The sequence below is a fragment of the Allobosea sp. NPDC055332 genome (assembly GCF_053645455.1).
The window spans coordinates 13935-28373 of the sequence record NZ_JBSHMO010000007.1 but is presented as its reverse complement, the minus strand read 5'-3'; the positions used below and the strand labels follow the sequence as shown (position 1 = coordinate 28373).

At 66.6% G+C, this 14439-nt stretch carries 12 protein-coding genes; 8 read left to right on the top strand and 4 right to left on the bottom strand.

The genetic code is table 11. The features are described 5' to 3' along the window. Positions 1-11 precede the first annotated feature (11 nt). From ACWIGM_RS30295 to ACWIGM_RS30285, 3 genes are all read left to right on the top strand, one after another. Positions 12-1811 (top strand): amino acid ABC transporter permease/ATP-binding protein, encoded by a 1800-nt coding sequence (locus ACWIGM_RS30295; protein ID WP_454029697.1) that lies wholly within the window; start codon positions 12-14, stop codon positions 1809-1811. A 76-nt stretch (positions 1812-1887) separates the two neighbouring features. Further along, on the top strand, positions 1888-2829 hold the full coding sequence (locus tag ACWIGM_RS30290; RefSeq protein ID WP_454029696.1) for an ABC transporter substrate-binding protein: 942 nt from the start codon (positions 1888-1890) through the stop codon (positions 2827-2829). Positions 2830-2838: 9 nt separating this feature from the next. Then, positions 2839-3888, top strand: coding sequence for an LLM class flavin-dependent oxidoreductase (locus ACWIGM_RS30285; RefSeq protein WP_454029695.1), 1050 nt, complete (start codon positions 2839-2841; stop codon positions 3886-3888). Positions 3889-4055: 167 nt separating this feature from the next. On the opposite strand, the gene leuA is transcribed toward ACWIGM_RS30285, so the two are convergent. Together leuA and ACWIGM_RS30275 are read right to left on the bottom strand one after the other, a co-directional pair. Then, positions 4056-5723 (bottom strand): 2-isopropylmalate synthase, encoded by a 1668-nt coding sequence (leuA, locus tag ACWIGM_RS30280; RefSeq protein WP_454029830.1) that lies wholly within the window; start codon positions 5721-5723, stop codon positions 4056-4058. Positions 5724-5960: 237 nt separating this feature from the next. Next, positions 5961-7217 carry an NAD(P)/FAD-dependent oxidoreductase gene (locus ACWIGM_RS30275; RefSeq protein WP_454029829.1) on the bottom strand — a complete coding sequence of 419 codons (1257 nt, stop codon included), beginning with the start codon at positions 7215-7217 and terminating at the stop codon, positions 5961-5963. 140 nt (positions 7218-7357) lie between these two features. Here ACWIGM_RS30275 and ACWIGM_RS30270 point away from each other — a divergent pair, with 140 nt between their 5' ends. Genes ACWIGM_RS30270 through ACWIGM_RS30250 form a run of 5 tightly spaced genes read left to right on the top strand, consistent with a single transcriptional unit; the run spans position 7358 to position 13172 of the window. Continuing rightward, complete coding sequence (locus ACWIGM_RS30270; RefSeq protein ID WP_454029694.1) at positions 7358-8236, top strand: MurR/RpiR family transcriptional regulator; 879 nt, start codon at positions 7358-7360, stop codon at positions 8234-8236. A gap of 46 nt (positions 8237-8282) precedes the next feature. Further along, positions 8283-9854 carry an ABC transporter substrate-binding protein gene (locus ACWIGM_RS30265; RefSeq protein ID WP_454029693.1) on the top strand — a complete coding sequence of 524 codons (1572 nt, stop codon included), beginning with the start codon at positions 8283-8285 and terminating at the stop codon, positions 9852-9854. Positions 9855-9882: 28 nt separating this feature from the next. Beyond that, the gene (locus tag ACWIGM_RS30260; RefSeq protein ID WP_454029692.1) at positions 9883-10815 is read left to right on the top strand and encodes an ABC transporter permease; all 933 of its coding nucleotides are present in this window, start codon (positions 9883-9885) and stop codon (positions 10813-10815) included. Further along, a complete protein-coding gene (locus ACWIGM_RS30255) occupies positions 10812-11657 on the top strand; it encodes an ABC transporter permease (protein WP_454029691.1) in 846 nt (281 codons plus the stop codon). Before ACWIGM_RS30260 ends, ACWIGM_RS30255 begins: the two co-directional genes overlap by 4 nt. Positions 11658-11690: 33 nt before the next feature. Continuing rightward, positions 11691-13172 carry a M81 family metallopeptidase gene (locus ACWIGM_RS30250; RefSeq protein ID WP_454029690.1) on the top strand — a complete coding sequence of 494 codons (1482 nt, stop codon included), beginning with the start codon at positions 11691-11693 and terminating at the stop codon, positions 13170-13172. Between the two features lie 44 nt (positions 13173-13216). On the opposite strand, the gene ACWIGM_RS30245 is transcribed toward ACWIGM_RS30250, so the two are convergent. Beyond that, a complete protein-coding gene (locus ACWIGM_RS30245; protein WP_454029689.1) occupies positions 13217-13552 on the bottom strand; it encodes a hypothetical protein in 336 nt (111 codons plus the stop codon). Beyond that, complete coding sequence (locus tag ACWIGM_RS30240) at positions 13552-14436, bottom strand: DUF6772 family protein (RefSeq protein WP_454029688.1); 885 nt, start codon at positions 14434-14436, stop codon at positions 13552-13554. The genes ACWIGM_RS30245 and ACWIGM_RS30240 overlap by 1 nt, the downstream gene beginning before the upstream one ends. Positions 14437-14439: the final 3 nt, after the last annotated feature.

Below are 14439 nucleotides of genomic sequence, written 5' to 3'. Positions count from 1 at the left end.
GAATTCCAGCCATGACCCTCGCCAGCGATCTGGCGGGCCTGCCCGCGCACGCCCGCAGCACCCCGCCGACACGCGATTTCAGCCGCTACAAGATCGTTCCGGCGCGCTACCCGGCCCGGACGATCGGCACGGCCTTCGCGGTCGTCGTCATCTTCGCTGTCGCGAACTCGATCCTGTCGAATCCACGCTGGGGCTGGGATGTCTTCGCCGAATGGTTTTTCTCCGAGCCGGTGCTGGCGGGCCTCGCGCGCACGCTGCTGCTCACCCTGCTCGGCACGGTGCTCGGCTTCCTGCTCGGCACCGGCCTCGCTTTGGCGCGTGTCTCGGGCTCGCCGCTGCTGGCCTCGCTGTCCTGGGCTTATGTCTGGCTGTTCCGCTCGATCCCGCTGATCGTGCTACTGCTGATCCTCAACAATCTCGGCTATCTCTATTCGACGGTCTGGCTCGGCGTTCCGTTCACGGACATCACCTTCGCCTCATGGTCGACGACGCAGTTGATCACGCCGTTCTTCGCGGCGGTGCTCGGGCTCACTTTGCACGCCGGCGCATTCTCCTCAGAGATCGTGCGCGGCGGCATCCTCTCGGTCGACCAGGGCCAGCATGAGGCTGCGGCCGCACTCGGCCTGCCGCGTTACCGCCAGTTCTCGCGGATCGTGCTGCCGCAGGCGATGCGCACCATCCTCCCCAATGGCTTCAACGAGATCATCCTGCTCGCGAAGGGCACCAGCCAAGTCTACATCCTGGCCCTGCCGGAGCTGTTCTACACCATCCAGATCATCTACCGGCGCAATCTCGAGGTGATCCCGCTGCTGATGGTGGCGACGGTCTGGTACCTCGTCATCCTGAGCGTACTGTCCTTTGTCCAGCATCATATCGAGCGCTATTACTCGCGTGGCGCACTGCGCAATCCGCCGCCTTCGCTGATCGGCCTGGCACTGGCGCGCTTTGGCCGTTCGCGTGATGTCGCCGCGGCGCGGCGTACCGAGGCGGCGCTGGCCCAGCCGAGTTCATCCGCCGTGGTGGCTCCTTCGCTGGCGAGCCTGCAACGCAGCGGCGGCGAGATCCGCATCAGCAATGTCTCGAAGAGCTTCGGCCCGCTCAAGGTGCTCGACGATGTCAGCCTGGCGCTGCGGCCGGGCAGTGTCACCGCGATCATCGGCCAGTCCGGCTCGGGCAAGTCGACGCTGCTGCGCTCGATCAACCATCTCGAACGCGTCGATCAGGGCTTCATCGCCATCGACGGCGAGCTGATCGGCTACCGTCAGGACGGCGACACGCTCTACGAGCTCAAGGAGCGCGAGATCCTGAAGCGCCGCCTCGATGTCGGCATGGTCTTCCAGAGCTTCAACCTGTTCCCGCATCTGACCGCGATCGAGAACGTCATCGAGGCGCCGCTCGCGGTGCGGGGCGTCAGCCGCGAGCAGGCGCTGGCCGAGGCGGGCGAGCTGCTCGCCCGCGTCGGCCTCGCCGACAAGGTCGACGCCTATCCGCGCCAGCTCTCCGGCGGCCAGCAGCAGCGCGTCGCGATCGCCCGGGCGCTCGCCCTGAAACCGAAGGTCCTGCTCTTCGACGAGCCGACTTCGGCGCTCGATCCCGAGCTCGTCAACGAGGTGCTTGACGTCATCAAGGAGCTCGCCCGCTCCGGCACGACGCTGGTCATCGTGACCCACGAGATCGGCTTCGCACGCGAGGTCGCCGACGAGGTCGTGTTCATGGAAGCCGGCCGCATCCTCGAAGTCGGCCCGCCGGCCCGCGTCCTGGCCGAGCCCGACCATCCCCGCACCCGCGAATTCCTCGCCAAGGTCCTCTGACTGCCGAGCCCACGGTCGCCAACGAGCCCGAGGGCCGGCGATTGCGGCCTCAACTCTCCAGGAAAGACGAAAGACGATGATATCGCGAGTGCGCGCCCTGTCGGCGCTTCTCCTCGGCGGCCTGGCCGCGATCACCCTGGCCCAGGGCCCGGTCAAGGCTCAGGCGCCGTTCGATCTCGGGCCGGAGCAGCCTGGCAGGGTCCGCGCCGAGAAGCAGCCGGAAGCGATCGCCGCCATCCCGAAGGGCTTCAAATTCGCGACGCCCGGCGTGCTCACCGTGGCGGTCAGCCCTGGCGGGCCGCCGCTCGCGACCTATGCCACCGACGCCAAGACCGTGGTCGGTGCCGACGCCGATTTCGCCCAGCTGATCGCCGACAGCCTCGGCCTCAAGCTCGATTTCCAGCCGATCGCCTGGGCCGACTGGCCGCTCGGGCTCGCCTCCGGCAAGTACGATGCGGTCATTTCCAATGTCGGCGTCACCGAGCAGCGCAAGGAGAAGTTCGACTTCTCGACCTATCGCAAGGGGCTGCACGGCTTCTTCGTCAGGGCCGACAGCAAGGTCACCGCGATCAGCGAGCCGAAGGATGCGGCTGGCCTCAAGATCAGCGTCGGCGGTGGCACCAATCAGGAGCGCATCCTGGTCGAATGGAGCAAGCAGAACGTCGCCGCCGGCCTGAAGCCGATCGAGCTGCAGCTCTTCGACGACGAGGCTGGCCGCCTCGTCGCGCTGCGCTCGGGCCGCGTCGACGTCATCGTCCAGCCGCATGCCCAGCTCGTCTTCATCGCGGCGCGGGACAAGGACATCAGGCGCGTCGGCACGCTCAGCGCCGGCTGGCCGCTGAAGTCGGACGTCGCGATCACCACGCGCAAGGGCAGCGGTCTGGTCGATGCGCTGACCGTCGCTACCAACGGGCTGATCGCCAACGGCAAGTTCAAGGCATCGCTGGCGCGCTGGAGCCTGGAGGAAGAGGCGCTCGACCGCTCCGAGACCAACCCGCCCGGCCTGCCGAAATACTGAAGAAGCGCCATGTCCAAGCTCGCCATCCGGCACATCGCCTTCCTGACCCCGGGCAACTACGACGACGCCGATCCGCGCGCCGGCCTTGAGGAGACGCTCGCGCTTTTCGAGCATGGCGAGGCGCTCGGCTTCGACAGCGCCTGGGTGCGCCAGCGCCATCTCGAGCCCGGCGTGTCCTCGGCGGCGACCTTCCTCGCCGCCGCATCCCAGCGCACCAGCCGGATCGGGCTCGGCACCGCCGTGATCCAGATCGGCTACGAGAATCCGTTCCGGCTGGCCGAGGACCTCTCGCTGGTCGACGTGCTTTCCGGCGGGCGGCTGAATGTCGGCCTGAGCGCCGGGCCGCCGCCCTTCGGCAAGTTGCTGGGCGAGCGCTTCTTCGATTCCGATCCTGCGACCTACGATTTCTCGCATGCCCGCGTCGCCCGCCTCGCCAGGAATCTCGACGGCGACTGGCTCGGCGATGCCGACAGCCGCATCACCTCCGCCGCCGGCGAGCATCGCCCGCGGCTGCGTCCGCATGCACCGGGTCTGCGTCAGAGGCTCTGGTATGGCGGCGGCTCGCTGCGCTCGGCCCGCTGGGCCGGCGAGAACGGCTTCCAGTTGCTCGTCGGCAATCTCAATACCGGTGAGGAGACCGACGATTTCTTCGTCGCGCAGCGCCGCCATATCGAGACGTTCCGCGCTCATTGGCGTGGCGCGGGCGAGCCAAAAGTCGCGGTCGGCCGCGTGATCGTACCGCTCGACAGCGCCGACGCTGCGACGCGCCAGCGTTATCGCGACTATGCGCAAAGCCGGCATGCGCGCACGCTCGCGCCGCAAGGCGAGCGCCGGACGCTGTTCACGCCCGATCTCGTCGGCACGGCGGCCGAGATCATCGAGCGGCTGGCGGCCGATCCGGTCCTGCCGCTGGTCGATACGCTGCGGCTGGAGCTGCCCTACAACTTCTCGATCGCGGACTATCGCCAGATCATCGGCGATTTCGTCGCGCTGGTCGCACCAGCGCTCGGCTGGCGCAATGCCGAGCCGGCCCTACGTCGCAAGGCCGTCGGGGAGTAGTGGGGAACCGCACCGTCATTCCGGGACTTCGCAAAGCGAAGGGCCCGGAACCCAGAACCGATGCCGCCTCCGAAAGAGGTGGCACCCGCCCCGCTCATTCGTGAAGCACCTGTGGCTCTGGATTCCGGGCTCAGGCCTTCGGCCTGCCCGGGAAAGACAGTGGACCTTCAGCCCTGCTGCCCGGCCATTACCCGCTGCATGCCGCTGAGCACGGCTTTCAGCGAGGCCATGACGATATTCGGGTCGATGCCGACGCCGTGCACGGCCCGTCCCTTCTCGTCCTGGAGCTGGACATAGCAGGCGGCGGTGGCATTGGCGCCGCGGCCGACCGCGTGCTCGTGATAATCGAGGAAGGAGAATTCGACGCCATACGTCGTCTTCAACGCGTCGACGAAGGCGTCGATCGGGCCGTTGCCGACCCCCTCGATCGTGCGGATCGCGCCGTCCTGCTTCAGCTCCGCCGTCAGCGTGCGCGAGCCCTGCGCGCCCGGATAGGTCTTGTGGGCGAGCAGTTCCAGCGGGGCGTCGCTCAAGAGGTAGGTCTTGCTGAACAGCGACCAGAGCACGGCGCTGGTCAGCTCCTTGCCCTCCTCGTCCATCTGCTCCTGGGCGATCTTGGAGAAGGCGATCTGCAGCGGGCGCGGCAGGTCGAGGCCGTGATCGGCCTGCAGGATGTAGGCGATGCCGCCCTTGCCGGATTGCGAGTTGATCCGGATCACCGCCTCATAGTCGCGGCCGACATCCTTGGGGTCGATCGGCAGGTAGGGCACCTGGAAGAGCGGGTCGTTGCGCTTTTCCTGCGCATCGAAGCCCTTCTTGATCGCGTCCTGATGCGAGCCGGAGAAGGCGGTATAGACGAGCTCCCCGACGTAAGGGTGGCGCTCATGCACCGGCAGCTGCGTGCAGTATTCGGCGATGCTGCGGATCTCGTTGACATCGCGCAGGTCGAGCTCGGGATCGACCCCTTGCGTGAACAGGTTCAGCGCCATGGTGACGATGTCGACATTGCCGGTGCGTTCGCCATTGCCGAACAGCGTGCCCTCGACGCGGTCGGCGCCGGCCATCAGCGCGAGCTCGGCAGCCGCAACCGCCGTGCCGCGGTCGTTATGCGGGTGGATCGAGAGCAGCACGCTGTCGCGGTCGGAGATGTTGCGGCCGAACCATTCGAACTGGTCGGCATGGACATTGGGCGTCGCCATCTCGACAGTCGCGGGCAGGTTGAGGATCAGCTTCTTCTGCGGCGTCGGCTTGATCACCGCCTTGACCGCCTCGCAGATCTCCAGGGCGTAGTCGAGCTCGGTGCCGGTGAAGCTTTCCGGCGAATATTCGAAGGTGAAGTTGGTCTCGGGCGCCTGCGCGGCCAGGGCCTTGATCTGGGCGGCCGCATCGGTCGCGATCTTGATGATTCCGGCCCTGTCGGAGCGGAAGACGACGTCGCGCTGCAGGGTCGAGGTCGAGTTGTAGAAGTGCAGGATGACGTTCTTCGCCCCCTTCACAGCCTCGAAGGTGCGCTCGATCAATTCGGAGCGACACTGGGTCAGCACCTGGATCGCGACATCGTCGGGGATCGCGCCGCTCTCGATGATCGAGCGGACGAAGTCGAAGTCGGTCTGGGATGCGGCAGGGAAGGCGACCTCGATCTCCTTGAACCCCAGCTTCACCAGGAGGTTGAACATGCGGTTCTTGCGATCGACGCCCATCGGCTCGATCAGCGCCTGGTTGCCGTCGCGCAGATCGACGGAGCACCAGATCGGCGCCTTGGTCAGCACCTGCGACGGCCAGCGGCGATCGGGCAGGTTGACCGGCGCATAGGCGCGGTATTTGGAAATCGGCATCGTGGTCATGGCAAAACCCTTGCGAAGGATGCGGCGTCAGGCCTGCTCGGGACCTTGCTGCGCCGTCATGCGATGGACAGGCCTTTGAACCCCGGCGCGCTCACAGCGCCGGGCGGCTAAGTCGCAGGGTCAGGCCCCGGATGGCGGACCGAAATCGCATGATCGGACATAACCATCCCGAGAGATGAAGATCAATCCTGACAGGTATCCGGCGATGCGCGGCCCAGATCGCCGGGGCTAGAAGCGGCTGGCCGCGAACGGCCCGGGATCGCAGAACGGCACCTGACCGGACATCATTTCCGCCAGCAGCCGGCCGCTCGCAGGGCCGAGCGTGAAGCCGTGATGGGCGTGGCCAAAGGCGAACCATAATCCGCCGTGCCGGGGCGCCGGGCCGATGATCGGCAGCATGTCCGGCAGGCAGGGGCGGGCGCCGCGCCATGGTTCGGCATCGAGGCGATGGCCCAGCGGCATGATCCGTCGCGCGATGCGCTCGGCTTGGTCGAGCTGCCAGGAATCCGAAGGTTCGTCGCGCGCCGCGAGCTCGATGCCTGTGGTCAGGCGGATGCCGCGCTCCATCCGGGTCAGCACGAAGCCGGCCTGCGCATCGCAGAGCGGGTGCTGCGGTATGGCTTCATCCGCGATTGCGTAGTGCATGTGGTAGCCGCGCTTGAAGCCGAGCGGAAAGCGATAGCCGAGCCGTTCGACGAGGTCGTTCGACCACGGCCCCAGTGCGACCACGGCTTCCGGCGCCTGCCAGTTTTCGCCATTCGCGGGTAGGCGCCAGATCGCGCCGTCATGCTGCAAAGCGCCGGCATCGCCTCGCAGCAGCCGGCCGCCACGCGCGGTGAAGAGGGCGGCATAGGCCCGTGTCACCGCGCCGGGATCACTGACGGTGACCGGATCGCGCCAATGCACGGCGCCGACGACTGCGCCCGGCAGCAGGCCCGGCTCGCGCTTCTGGAGCGTTGCAGCGTCGAGGAGGTCGTAGGCGAGGCCATGGGCTGCGAGCTCCTCAGCTGCCTCCGTGGCCTCCTGCAGGCCGCGGCGGGTGCGGTAGAGCTCGATCCAGCCCTCGCCGCGCATCAGGGCCTCGGTCCCTGCTGCCTTGCTCCAATGTCTGTGTTCGTCGATGCAGCGCTCGATCAACGGCAAAATGGCACGCCCCAGCCGGTCGAGCCGTTCGGGAGCGGAGTTCCACCAGTAGCGCGCCAGCCAGGGGGCCATCCGCAGCAGGGCCGTTGGCCGATAGCGCACCGCGACCGAGCGGTTCGAGGCGAAGGCTACGAGTGTCGCGAGGCTGCGCGGAAAGGCATAGGGCACGACCGAGGAGCGCTCGATCAGTCCGGCATTGCCATGGCTGGTCTCGGCGCCCGGCTCGCCGCGGTCGATCAGCAGGACGTTGCGGCCGCGCTCCTGCAGATGCAGCGCGACGCTGACACCGACGATACCGGCTCCGAGCACGATCACATCGGCCTGTCGTCCTGCAGTGGTCATCGCCTGGGCAAGCCCGTCTCCAAAGCTCGAAGCGAGCACATCGGCAGCCAGCCCCATCGCCTGTCAAATTGCAAGAAAATAAAAATCCTTTGACACAATGACAGAAAAATTTCTTCATGATGCTGCCGCAGGGAGCCTCGATGTCCCAGACCCTTCGCCAGAGATTGCAGGCTTGCCTCGCCGACGGCTCCAAGGCCGACAAGGCGCTGGCGAGCTATATGCTGGCGCAGTTGCCGAGCCTGCCTTTCGAGACGGCGGCGAGCCTGGCGGAGAAGGTCTCGGTCAGCGAGCCGACGGTCGGGCGCTTCTGCCGCACGCTCGGCTACAGGAGCCTGAAGGACCTGAAGGGCAGCCTCGCCGAGGAGATCGGCGACAAGCCCTGGCTGATCAGCGACCGATTGCGTGATTTCCAGCAGCGCAGCCTCGCGGGCGACGACCAGCTGGCGCGCAGCCTCCAGCTCGAGATCGCCGGGCTCGTCCGCCTCTACGAGCTCGCCCAGAGCGAGGACTGGAAGCGCGTGGCGCGCCGGCTGGCGAGCGCCTCGTCGATCTATGTCACCGGCTTCCAGACCGAGCGTGGCCTCGCGCAATACCTTGCCAACCAGCTTCAGTATCTGCGCGACGGCGTGCATCTCGTCGATCTTGCCGCCGGGAACTTCTCGGAGCTCCTGCTCTCGAACGAAGCGGAGCGCTGCCTGGTGATCTTCGAGGCATGCCGCTATTCGCGCATGGCCAAGCTGCTGGCCCGGCAGGCGAAGGACGCCGGCATCCCGACCACGCTCGTCACCGACGCCTTCTGCGATTGGGGGCGAGGGCTGGTCGACGAGGTGCTGGTCGTCTCGACAGAATTCAACCTGTTCTGGGACTCGACCGCGCAGATGGCGAGCCTCAGCAACCTCCTGATCAATGCGGTCTTCGTCGAGCTCGGTCCGCAGGTCGAGGCGCGCCTTAACCGGATGGCGGAGCTCTACGGCCGCTTCACCGGCCATGCCGGTGACGCCTCAGGCCCGCTCGACTGAGGCTTCCAGGTCTTTCGCAGCATCTCGAAACAAAAGGGGAAGCGAGATGAGGACGATGTTGAAGGGGAGCATGCTGGCGCTGGGTCTTGCCGCCCTGGCCACGACGACGACGGCGCTGGCGCAGGAGGCGACCTTCGTGATGACCGCGCGCCTCGTCGGCGCGCCGACCTATAATCCGATCAAGGCGACCAAGCTCAACACCGCGACGACACTGATCTTCGACCGGCTGGTGGTGCAGGATGCCGACCAGAGCTTCCATGGCCAGCTCGCCAGCTCATGGGACTCCAGTCCCGACGGCATGCTATGGACCTTCAAGCTGAAGCCCGGCGTGAAGTTCCACAATGGCGAGCCGTTCAACGCGAAGACCGTTGCCTGGTGGGTGCCGCAGTTCAAGGGCAGCGAGAACGCCTTCACGGTCGAGGCGATCGACAAGGTCGAGGTCGTCGACGACCTGACCGTGCGCTTCCACATGAAGCACCCCGACCCGAACCTGCTGTTCAACCTCGCCAGCTCCTTCATGTGCATTCCCGAGCCCAAATCCTACGAGGCGCTCGGCGACAAGTTCGGCGTGACCGAGGCGATCGGCACAGGGCCCTACAGGATGCAGCAGTTCACCGTCGGCCAGCAGACCGTGCTGCTGCGCAATGACGACTACGCCTGGGCCGGCGATCTCTCGAAGAACCAGGGTCCGGCCAAGTTCAAGAAGCTGACCTTCCGCGAGATCGGCGAGGAATCGACCGCCTATCTCGAATTGAAGACCGGCGGCGCCGACATGCTCGTCAACGTCCCCACCGATTTCCTGCCGCGCATCCAGGCCGACAAGGCGGTGAAGCTCGTGACCTTCCCGGGCAACGAGCTGGTCTACATGCCGATCAACACCAGCGTCGAACCCTTCACCGACATCAAGGTCCGCGAGGCGGCTGCCTTCGCCGTCAACCAGAAGGAGATCCTGACCAGCCTCTATGGCGGCAACGGTGCTGTCGCCGACAGCTTCCTGATCTCCTCGCTCAAGGAGGCGCAGGTCGAGCCGAAATTCAGGATTGCCTATGATCCCGAGCGCGCGAAGAAGCTGTTCGACGAGGCCGGCTGGAAGCCGGGTCCGGACGGCATCCGCGCCAAGGACGGCAAGCGCCTCGCGGTCAAGCTCTGGACCCAGAACGGCACCGAGTTCAAGCGCCTCGTCGAGATCGTCCAGGCCCAGCTCAAGGCGGTCGGCATGCAGGCCGAGATCAGCATCATCGACGCCGGCTCGATCAATGCGCAATACCGCAAGAAGACCGAGCACCAGCTCGCGATCCGCGCCTATCAGTGGACCAATGCCGACATCGTCGACTGGTTCTTCGCTGCCAAGCGGGCCGGCTATCCCAACGTCTCGATGTTCAACGATCCCGAGGCGGAGCGCCTCAACGACATCGCCATGAACAAGTCGAAGAGCTGGGACGAGCGCGTTGCGAACTTCACCAGGTACCATGAGTACGTGCTGTCGCAGTACCCGTTCGCGCCGATCTACCAGCCGGTGCAGAGCCTCGCCTATGGCAAGCGCATCGTGATGCCGGAGAAGATCCGCGGCATGGGGCTCTACAGCTCGACCATGCTGGACATCGCGCCGGCCAACTGAGCGCCAACGCGCCTAAGGGAGAGAGCCCTTGCTGCGCTTCGCGATCCGGCGGCTCGCCATGCTCGTGCCGGTGTTCCTGGCCGTCTCGCTGGTGATCTTCATGATTGTCCATCTCGTGCCGGGCGATCCGCTGGAGCATCTGATCCAGGTCGGCTCCTCGCCCGAGCAGCGCGCGCAGATGATCGCCCGCTACGGCCTCGACCAGCCGCTCCTCGTGCAGTACGGGCGCTGGCTTGCCAAGGTCGTCGCCGGCGATCTCGGCGACGCCATCGTGATGCGTCAGCCGGTGGCGCAGCTGATCGCCGAGAACCTGCCGCATAGTCTCGCGCTCGGCGGCGCGGCGCTGGTCTTCTCCACCACCGTCGGGATCGTCACCGGCGTGCTCGCCGCTTCCTTCCGAGACAGTCTGTTCGACCGGGCGGTGATGGGCTTCATCCTGCTTGGTTCGACATTGCCGAGCTTCTGGCTGGCGCTGCTGATGATCCTGATGTTTGCGGTGCAGTTCGAATGGTTCCCGGTTTCGGGCGCCCGCAGCTGGGACGCGCTGGTACTGCCGGCGCTGACCATCGGCATCGGCGGCACGGCGTTGATCGCGCGCGTCGCCCGCGCCGCCATGGTCGAGATCGCCGGGCGCGACTTCGTCCGCGTCCTCCAGGCCAAGGGCCTGTCCTTCTGGCGCATCCAGCTGCGCCATGTCCTGCAGCAGGCGCTGCTGCCGGTGATGACCATTCTCGGCCTGCGCATCGGCTGGATCCTCGGCGGGGCCGTGACGGTCGAATACGTCTTCGCCCGGCCGGGGCTCGGCTCGCTGCTGATCACGGCGCTCGGGCAGCGCGACTATCCGCTGGTGCAGGGCTGCCTGCTGATGCTCGCAATCGCCGTGATGCTCGGCACACTGCTCGGCGATCTCGCCCAGGCGGCGCTCGATCCGCGCCTGCGTGAAACCATGGGGGCACGATGAGCCGCTCGTCGCTCGCCGCCCGCCTGGCGCGTTCGCCACGCGGCGCGCTCTGCGCCCTGTTCCTGATCGGGCTGGCGTTCTGTGCGCTCTTCGCACCCTGGGTCGCGCCCTATGACTACGCGGCGCAGAAGCTCAGCCTCGCCAACACCCCGCCCTCAGCGGCACATTGGCTCGGCACCGACGAGTTCGGCCGTGATCTGCTCTCGCGCATCATCCAGGGCGCCCGCACCTCGCTCAGCGTCAGCGTGTTCTCGATCGCACTCTCGGTGCTTGCGGGAGCGACGCTCGGCGCGGCTGCCGGCTATTTCGGCGGCGCCTTCGACCGCATCGTCACCGTCATCGTCGACCTGACCTGGTCCTTCCCCGAGATCCTGCTGGCGCTGATCCTGATCGCGATCCTCGGGCCGGGGCTACATTCCACCGCGATTGCGATCGCCATTGCCTATCTCGCCCAGTTCACGCGGCTGACCCGGGCGCAGGTGATGGCGCTCAGGGGCGAGCTCTTCGTCGATGCCGCGGTGACGGCCGGTGCGAGCCCGGCCCGCATCCTCTTCCTGCATCTGCTGCCGAACGCGATGACGCCGGTCATCGTCGCCGGAATGCTGGCGACGGGCGACGCCATCGTGCTCGAGGCGACGCTCGGCTTCTTCGGCCTCGGTGCCCAGCCGCCGACCCCGTCCTGGGGCGCAATGATGAGTTCCGGCACCGCCCAGATCTTCATCGCACCTTGGATCATCATCTTCCCCGGCCTCGTCATCGCGACGACCGTGATCGCCATCAACCTGTTTGGCGATGCGCTGATCGAGGCCCTCGATATCCGCCGGCCGCTGCGCGACGGCTGACCGTCTTGTCCGCGAACGCTTGAGAGGACCGCCATGAGCTACACCGTGCTGACCGCCGAATTCGCGCATGAGAGCAACACGTTCAGCCGCTGCCCGGCCGACTATGCCGCCTTCCAGGATCGCGGCTTCGCCCTGGGCGAGGCGGCGATCGCCGCGCGTGGCGAGGCCAACACGCCGATCGCTGGTTTCCTCGATGTCGGCCGCCCGGCCGGCTGGTGCGTCGTCCATGCGATCAGCGCCGCCGCCCAGCCGTCCGGGCCGGTGACGCGCGACGCTTTCGACCGCATAGCAGGCGTGATCGTCGAGACGGCCAAGGCCCATGCCGGTGCGATCGACGGCGTGCTGCTCGGTTTGCACGGCGCCATGGTCACCGAGTTCTGCGAGGACGGCGAGGGCGAGCTCCTGGAGCGGCTGCGCGCCGTGCTCGGCAGGGACGTGCCGGTCGGGGTCACGCTCGACCCGCACGCCAACGTCACCCGCAAGATGACCGATCTCGCCGACATCGTCGTCTCCTACAAGACCTATCCGCATGTCGATGTCCGTGAGACCGGCCGGCTGGCGGCGGGGATCATGCAGCGCACGCTTGCCGGCGAGATCAAACCGGTGACGCTGCGCGCCGACCGACCGATGCTGGAGGAGGTCAATGGCGGGCGCACCGATATCGGCCCGATGGTCGAGCGCATCGCCAAGGCGAAGACCTATGAGAAGGAGACGGATGTCTTCGCCGTCAGCGTCAATGGCGGCTTCGGCAATGCCGATATCGCCGAGGTCGGACCGACTGTACTCGTCACCTGCCAGGGCGATCATGAGCGCCATCGCGCCTTCGCCGATGCGCTCGCCGAGGATATGTGGCAGCGTCGCTTCGAGATCATCACGCCTTTCCTCTCTGTCGAGGATGCGGTCGCGGAAGCTGCGGCCTATGTCGCGACCTCGGGCCCGCTGATCATCGCCGACTACGCCGACAATCCCGGCGGCGGCGGCTATGGCGACGCGACCGGCTTGCTGGGCGGCATGATCGCCGCCGATCTGCAGGATGCCTGCTTCGGCCCGATCGTCGATCCGGAGGTGGCCGCCGAACTGCATCGGCAAAAGCCCGGCGCGACGGTCTCGGTCCGGCTCGGCGGCAAGGTCGATCCGGAGATCGGCGGTGGTCCGCTCGACCTTACCGGCGCGCTCGTCAGCATCTCAGACGGCGATTATGTCGGCGACGGCCCGATGCTCGGCGGGCTGCAGGCGAGCTGGGGGCCGTGCGCGGTGCTGCGGGTCGGCGGGATCGAGATTCTGGTCACGACGATCCGCGCCCAGATGAACGACCTGCAGCAGTTCCGCGCCTTCGGCATCGACCCGGCGGCCAAGCGGGTTGTCGGCCTGAAGTCGATGCAGCATTTCCGCGCCGCCTTCGAGGCGATCGCCGGCAAGGTGATCGTCTGCGACAGCGGCGCGCTCTGCACGCCCGACCTGAGCAAGCTGCCCTATCGCCGGGCGCGCCGGCCGATCTTCCCGCTCGACAAATGAGGTTGGAGCATCCGACGGCCTGGAGCGCGTGCTGAGTTCGCGCTTCAGGCCTTCAGGTGCAGCGTCACCAGCACGGTGATCTCGGCGCCATCCGGCAGCGTCGCGCCGACGCGCAGGAAATTGCCGAAATGGGCGAGGCGCTGGAAGGTCACGGCGTCCTTCGCAGCCGGCAGATCGAACTCGGAACCCTCACGGCACCAATGCATGCCGTCGGCCGAGATCTCAATGCGAGCCTTCGGCAGTTGTCCCTTCGGCTCTTTTAGCGCGCGGACGAAAACGATCGCTTCCTTGGCCCAGCCGGCCTCGTAGGGTTCAGTCGCAGCTTCGCCGGTCCAGGTTTCGTTGCGGGCGACGACGGCGGTCAGGTTCTCCGGCAGCATCAGAACTCTCCCGACAGGCAGACGGAATCGAGATAGGCGAAGGCGCGCTTGTCGGTGTCGGTCTCGGCGAAGAAGGCGAGATTGAGCATGCACCAGAGATTCTTCATCGCGGGGATGCGGATGCAGTCGAAGCCGTCCATGGCGAAGACGCGATCGTTCACCTGGAAGCGTGTCGCCTGCATCGCGGCGAGGTCGAAATCGAAGCGTAGATAGTGCCAGTTCACCTTGGTCGGAATCTCGTTGTAGCAGAGCCGCTGCTCGCCGCCGGGCAGGTCTTCCCAGTCGTCGGGAGCAAGGTGGTAGTGGGTGATCGTCTTGCCGGCCGTTCCGATCGGCTTGATCGGCGCCGTCCTGCGTTTGAACTGCCATCTCTGGATATGCTGGCCGTCCTGCGCGTTGAGGAAGCGCAAATGCGGCATGACGCGATCGCCCGGCCCTGAGGTATCGCCGATCTGGAGATCGTAGAGGAAGCCGAAGGAGCGGATGTCGGTCTCCGAGAGCTGCAGCTCGGTCGCCTCGGGCTTGAAGGTGAAATAGGCCTCGAGCCGGATCGGTCCCGCCCGGCGGAAGGTCAGGCGCTTGATCGCGACGTTCTGCGCGCCCTTCTTCGGACGCGTCGCGATCTTCAGCGCATAGGAGCCGTCGACGCCACCATGCGAGCCGAAATCCCAGTTCGGCAGGGTCGAGAGCATGGCGTGGCTGTGCTGGGCATAGCCCGGCAGCATTGCGTCGAGGCTGTCCTCGTAATTGCCGACGAGCTGGGTCCAGCCACACATGCCGCGGTCGAAATCGTCGAGGCAGATGATGCGGGGCAGGGGATCGAAACGGCTGAGCTGCGGGTCGGCCTCGCGGATGGCGCGTCTGAAGTCGTCGAGCTGGGTCATGGT

What these genes read in the sequence shown, in the direction of transcription:
- ACWIGM_RS30285 (WP_454029695.1), top strand. Translation starts at nt 2,839, where the DNA reads ATGTCCAAGCTCGCCATCCGGCACATCGCCTTCCTGACCCCGGGCAAC.
- leuA (WP_454029830.1), bottom strand. Translation starts at nt 5,723, where the DNA reads ATGCCGATTTCCAAATACCGCGCCTATGCGCCGGTCAACCTGCCCGAT.
- ACWIGM_RS30245 (WP_454029689.1), bottom strand. Translation starts at nt 13,552, where the DNA reads ATGCTGCCGGAGAACCTGACCGCCGTCGTCGCCCGCAACGAAACCTGG.
- ACWIGM_RS30240 (WP_454029688.1), bottom strand. Translation starts at nt 14,436, where the DNA reads ATGACCCAGCTCGACGACTTCAGACGCGCCATCCGCGAGGCCGACCCG.
- ACWIGM_RS30275 (WP_454029829.1), bottom strand. Translation starts at nt 7,217, where the DNA reads ATGACCACTGCAGGACGACAGGCCGATGTGATCGTGCTCGGAGCCGGT.
- ACWIGM_RS30265 (WP_454029693.1), top strand. Translation starts at nt 8,283, where the DNA reads ATGAGGACGATGTTGAAGGGGAGCATGCTGGCGCTGGGTCTTGCCGCC.
- ACWIGM_RS30255 (WP_454029691.1), top strand. Translation starts at nt 10,812, where the DNA reads ATGAGCCGCTCGTCGCTCGCCGCCCGCCTGGCGCGTTCGCCACGCGGC.
- ACWIGM_RS30270 (WP_454029694.1), top strand. Translation starts at nt 7,358, where the DNA reads ATGTCCCAGACCCTTCGCCAGAGATTGCAGGCTTGCCTCGCCGACGGC.
- ACWIGM_RS30295 (WP_454029697.1), top strand. Translation starts at nt 12, where the DNA reads ATGACCCTCGCCAGCGATCTGGCGGGCCTGCCCGCGCACGCCCGCAGC.
- ACWIGM_RS30290 (WP_454029696.1), top strand. Translation starts at nt 1,888, where the DNA reads ATGATATCGCGAGTGCGCGCCCTGTCGGCGCTTCTCCTCGGCGGCCTG.
- ACWIGM_RS30250 (WP_454029690.1), top strand. Translation starts at nt 11,691, where the DNA reads ATGAGCTACACCGTGCTGACCGCCGAATTCGCGCATGAGAGCAACACG.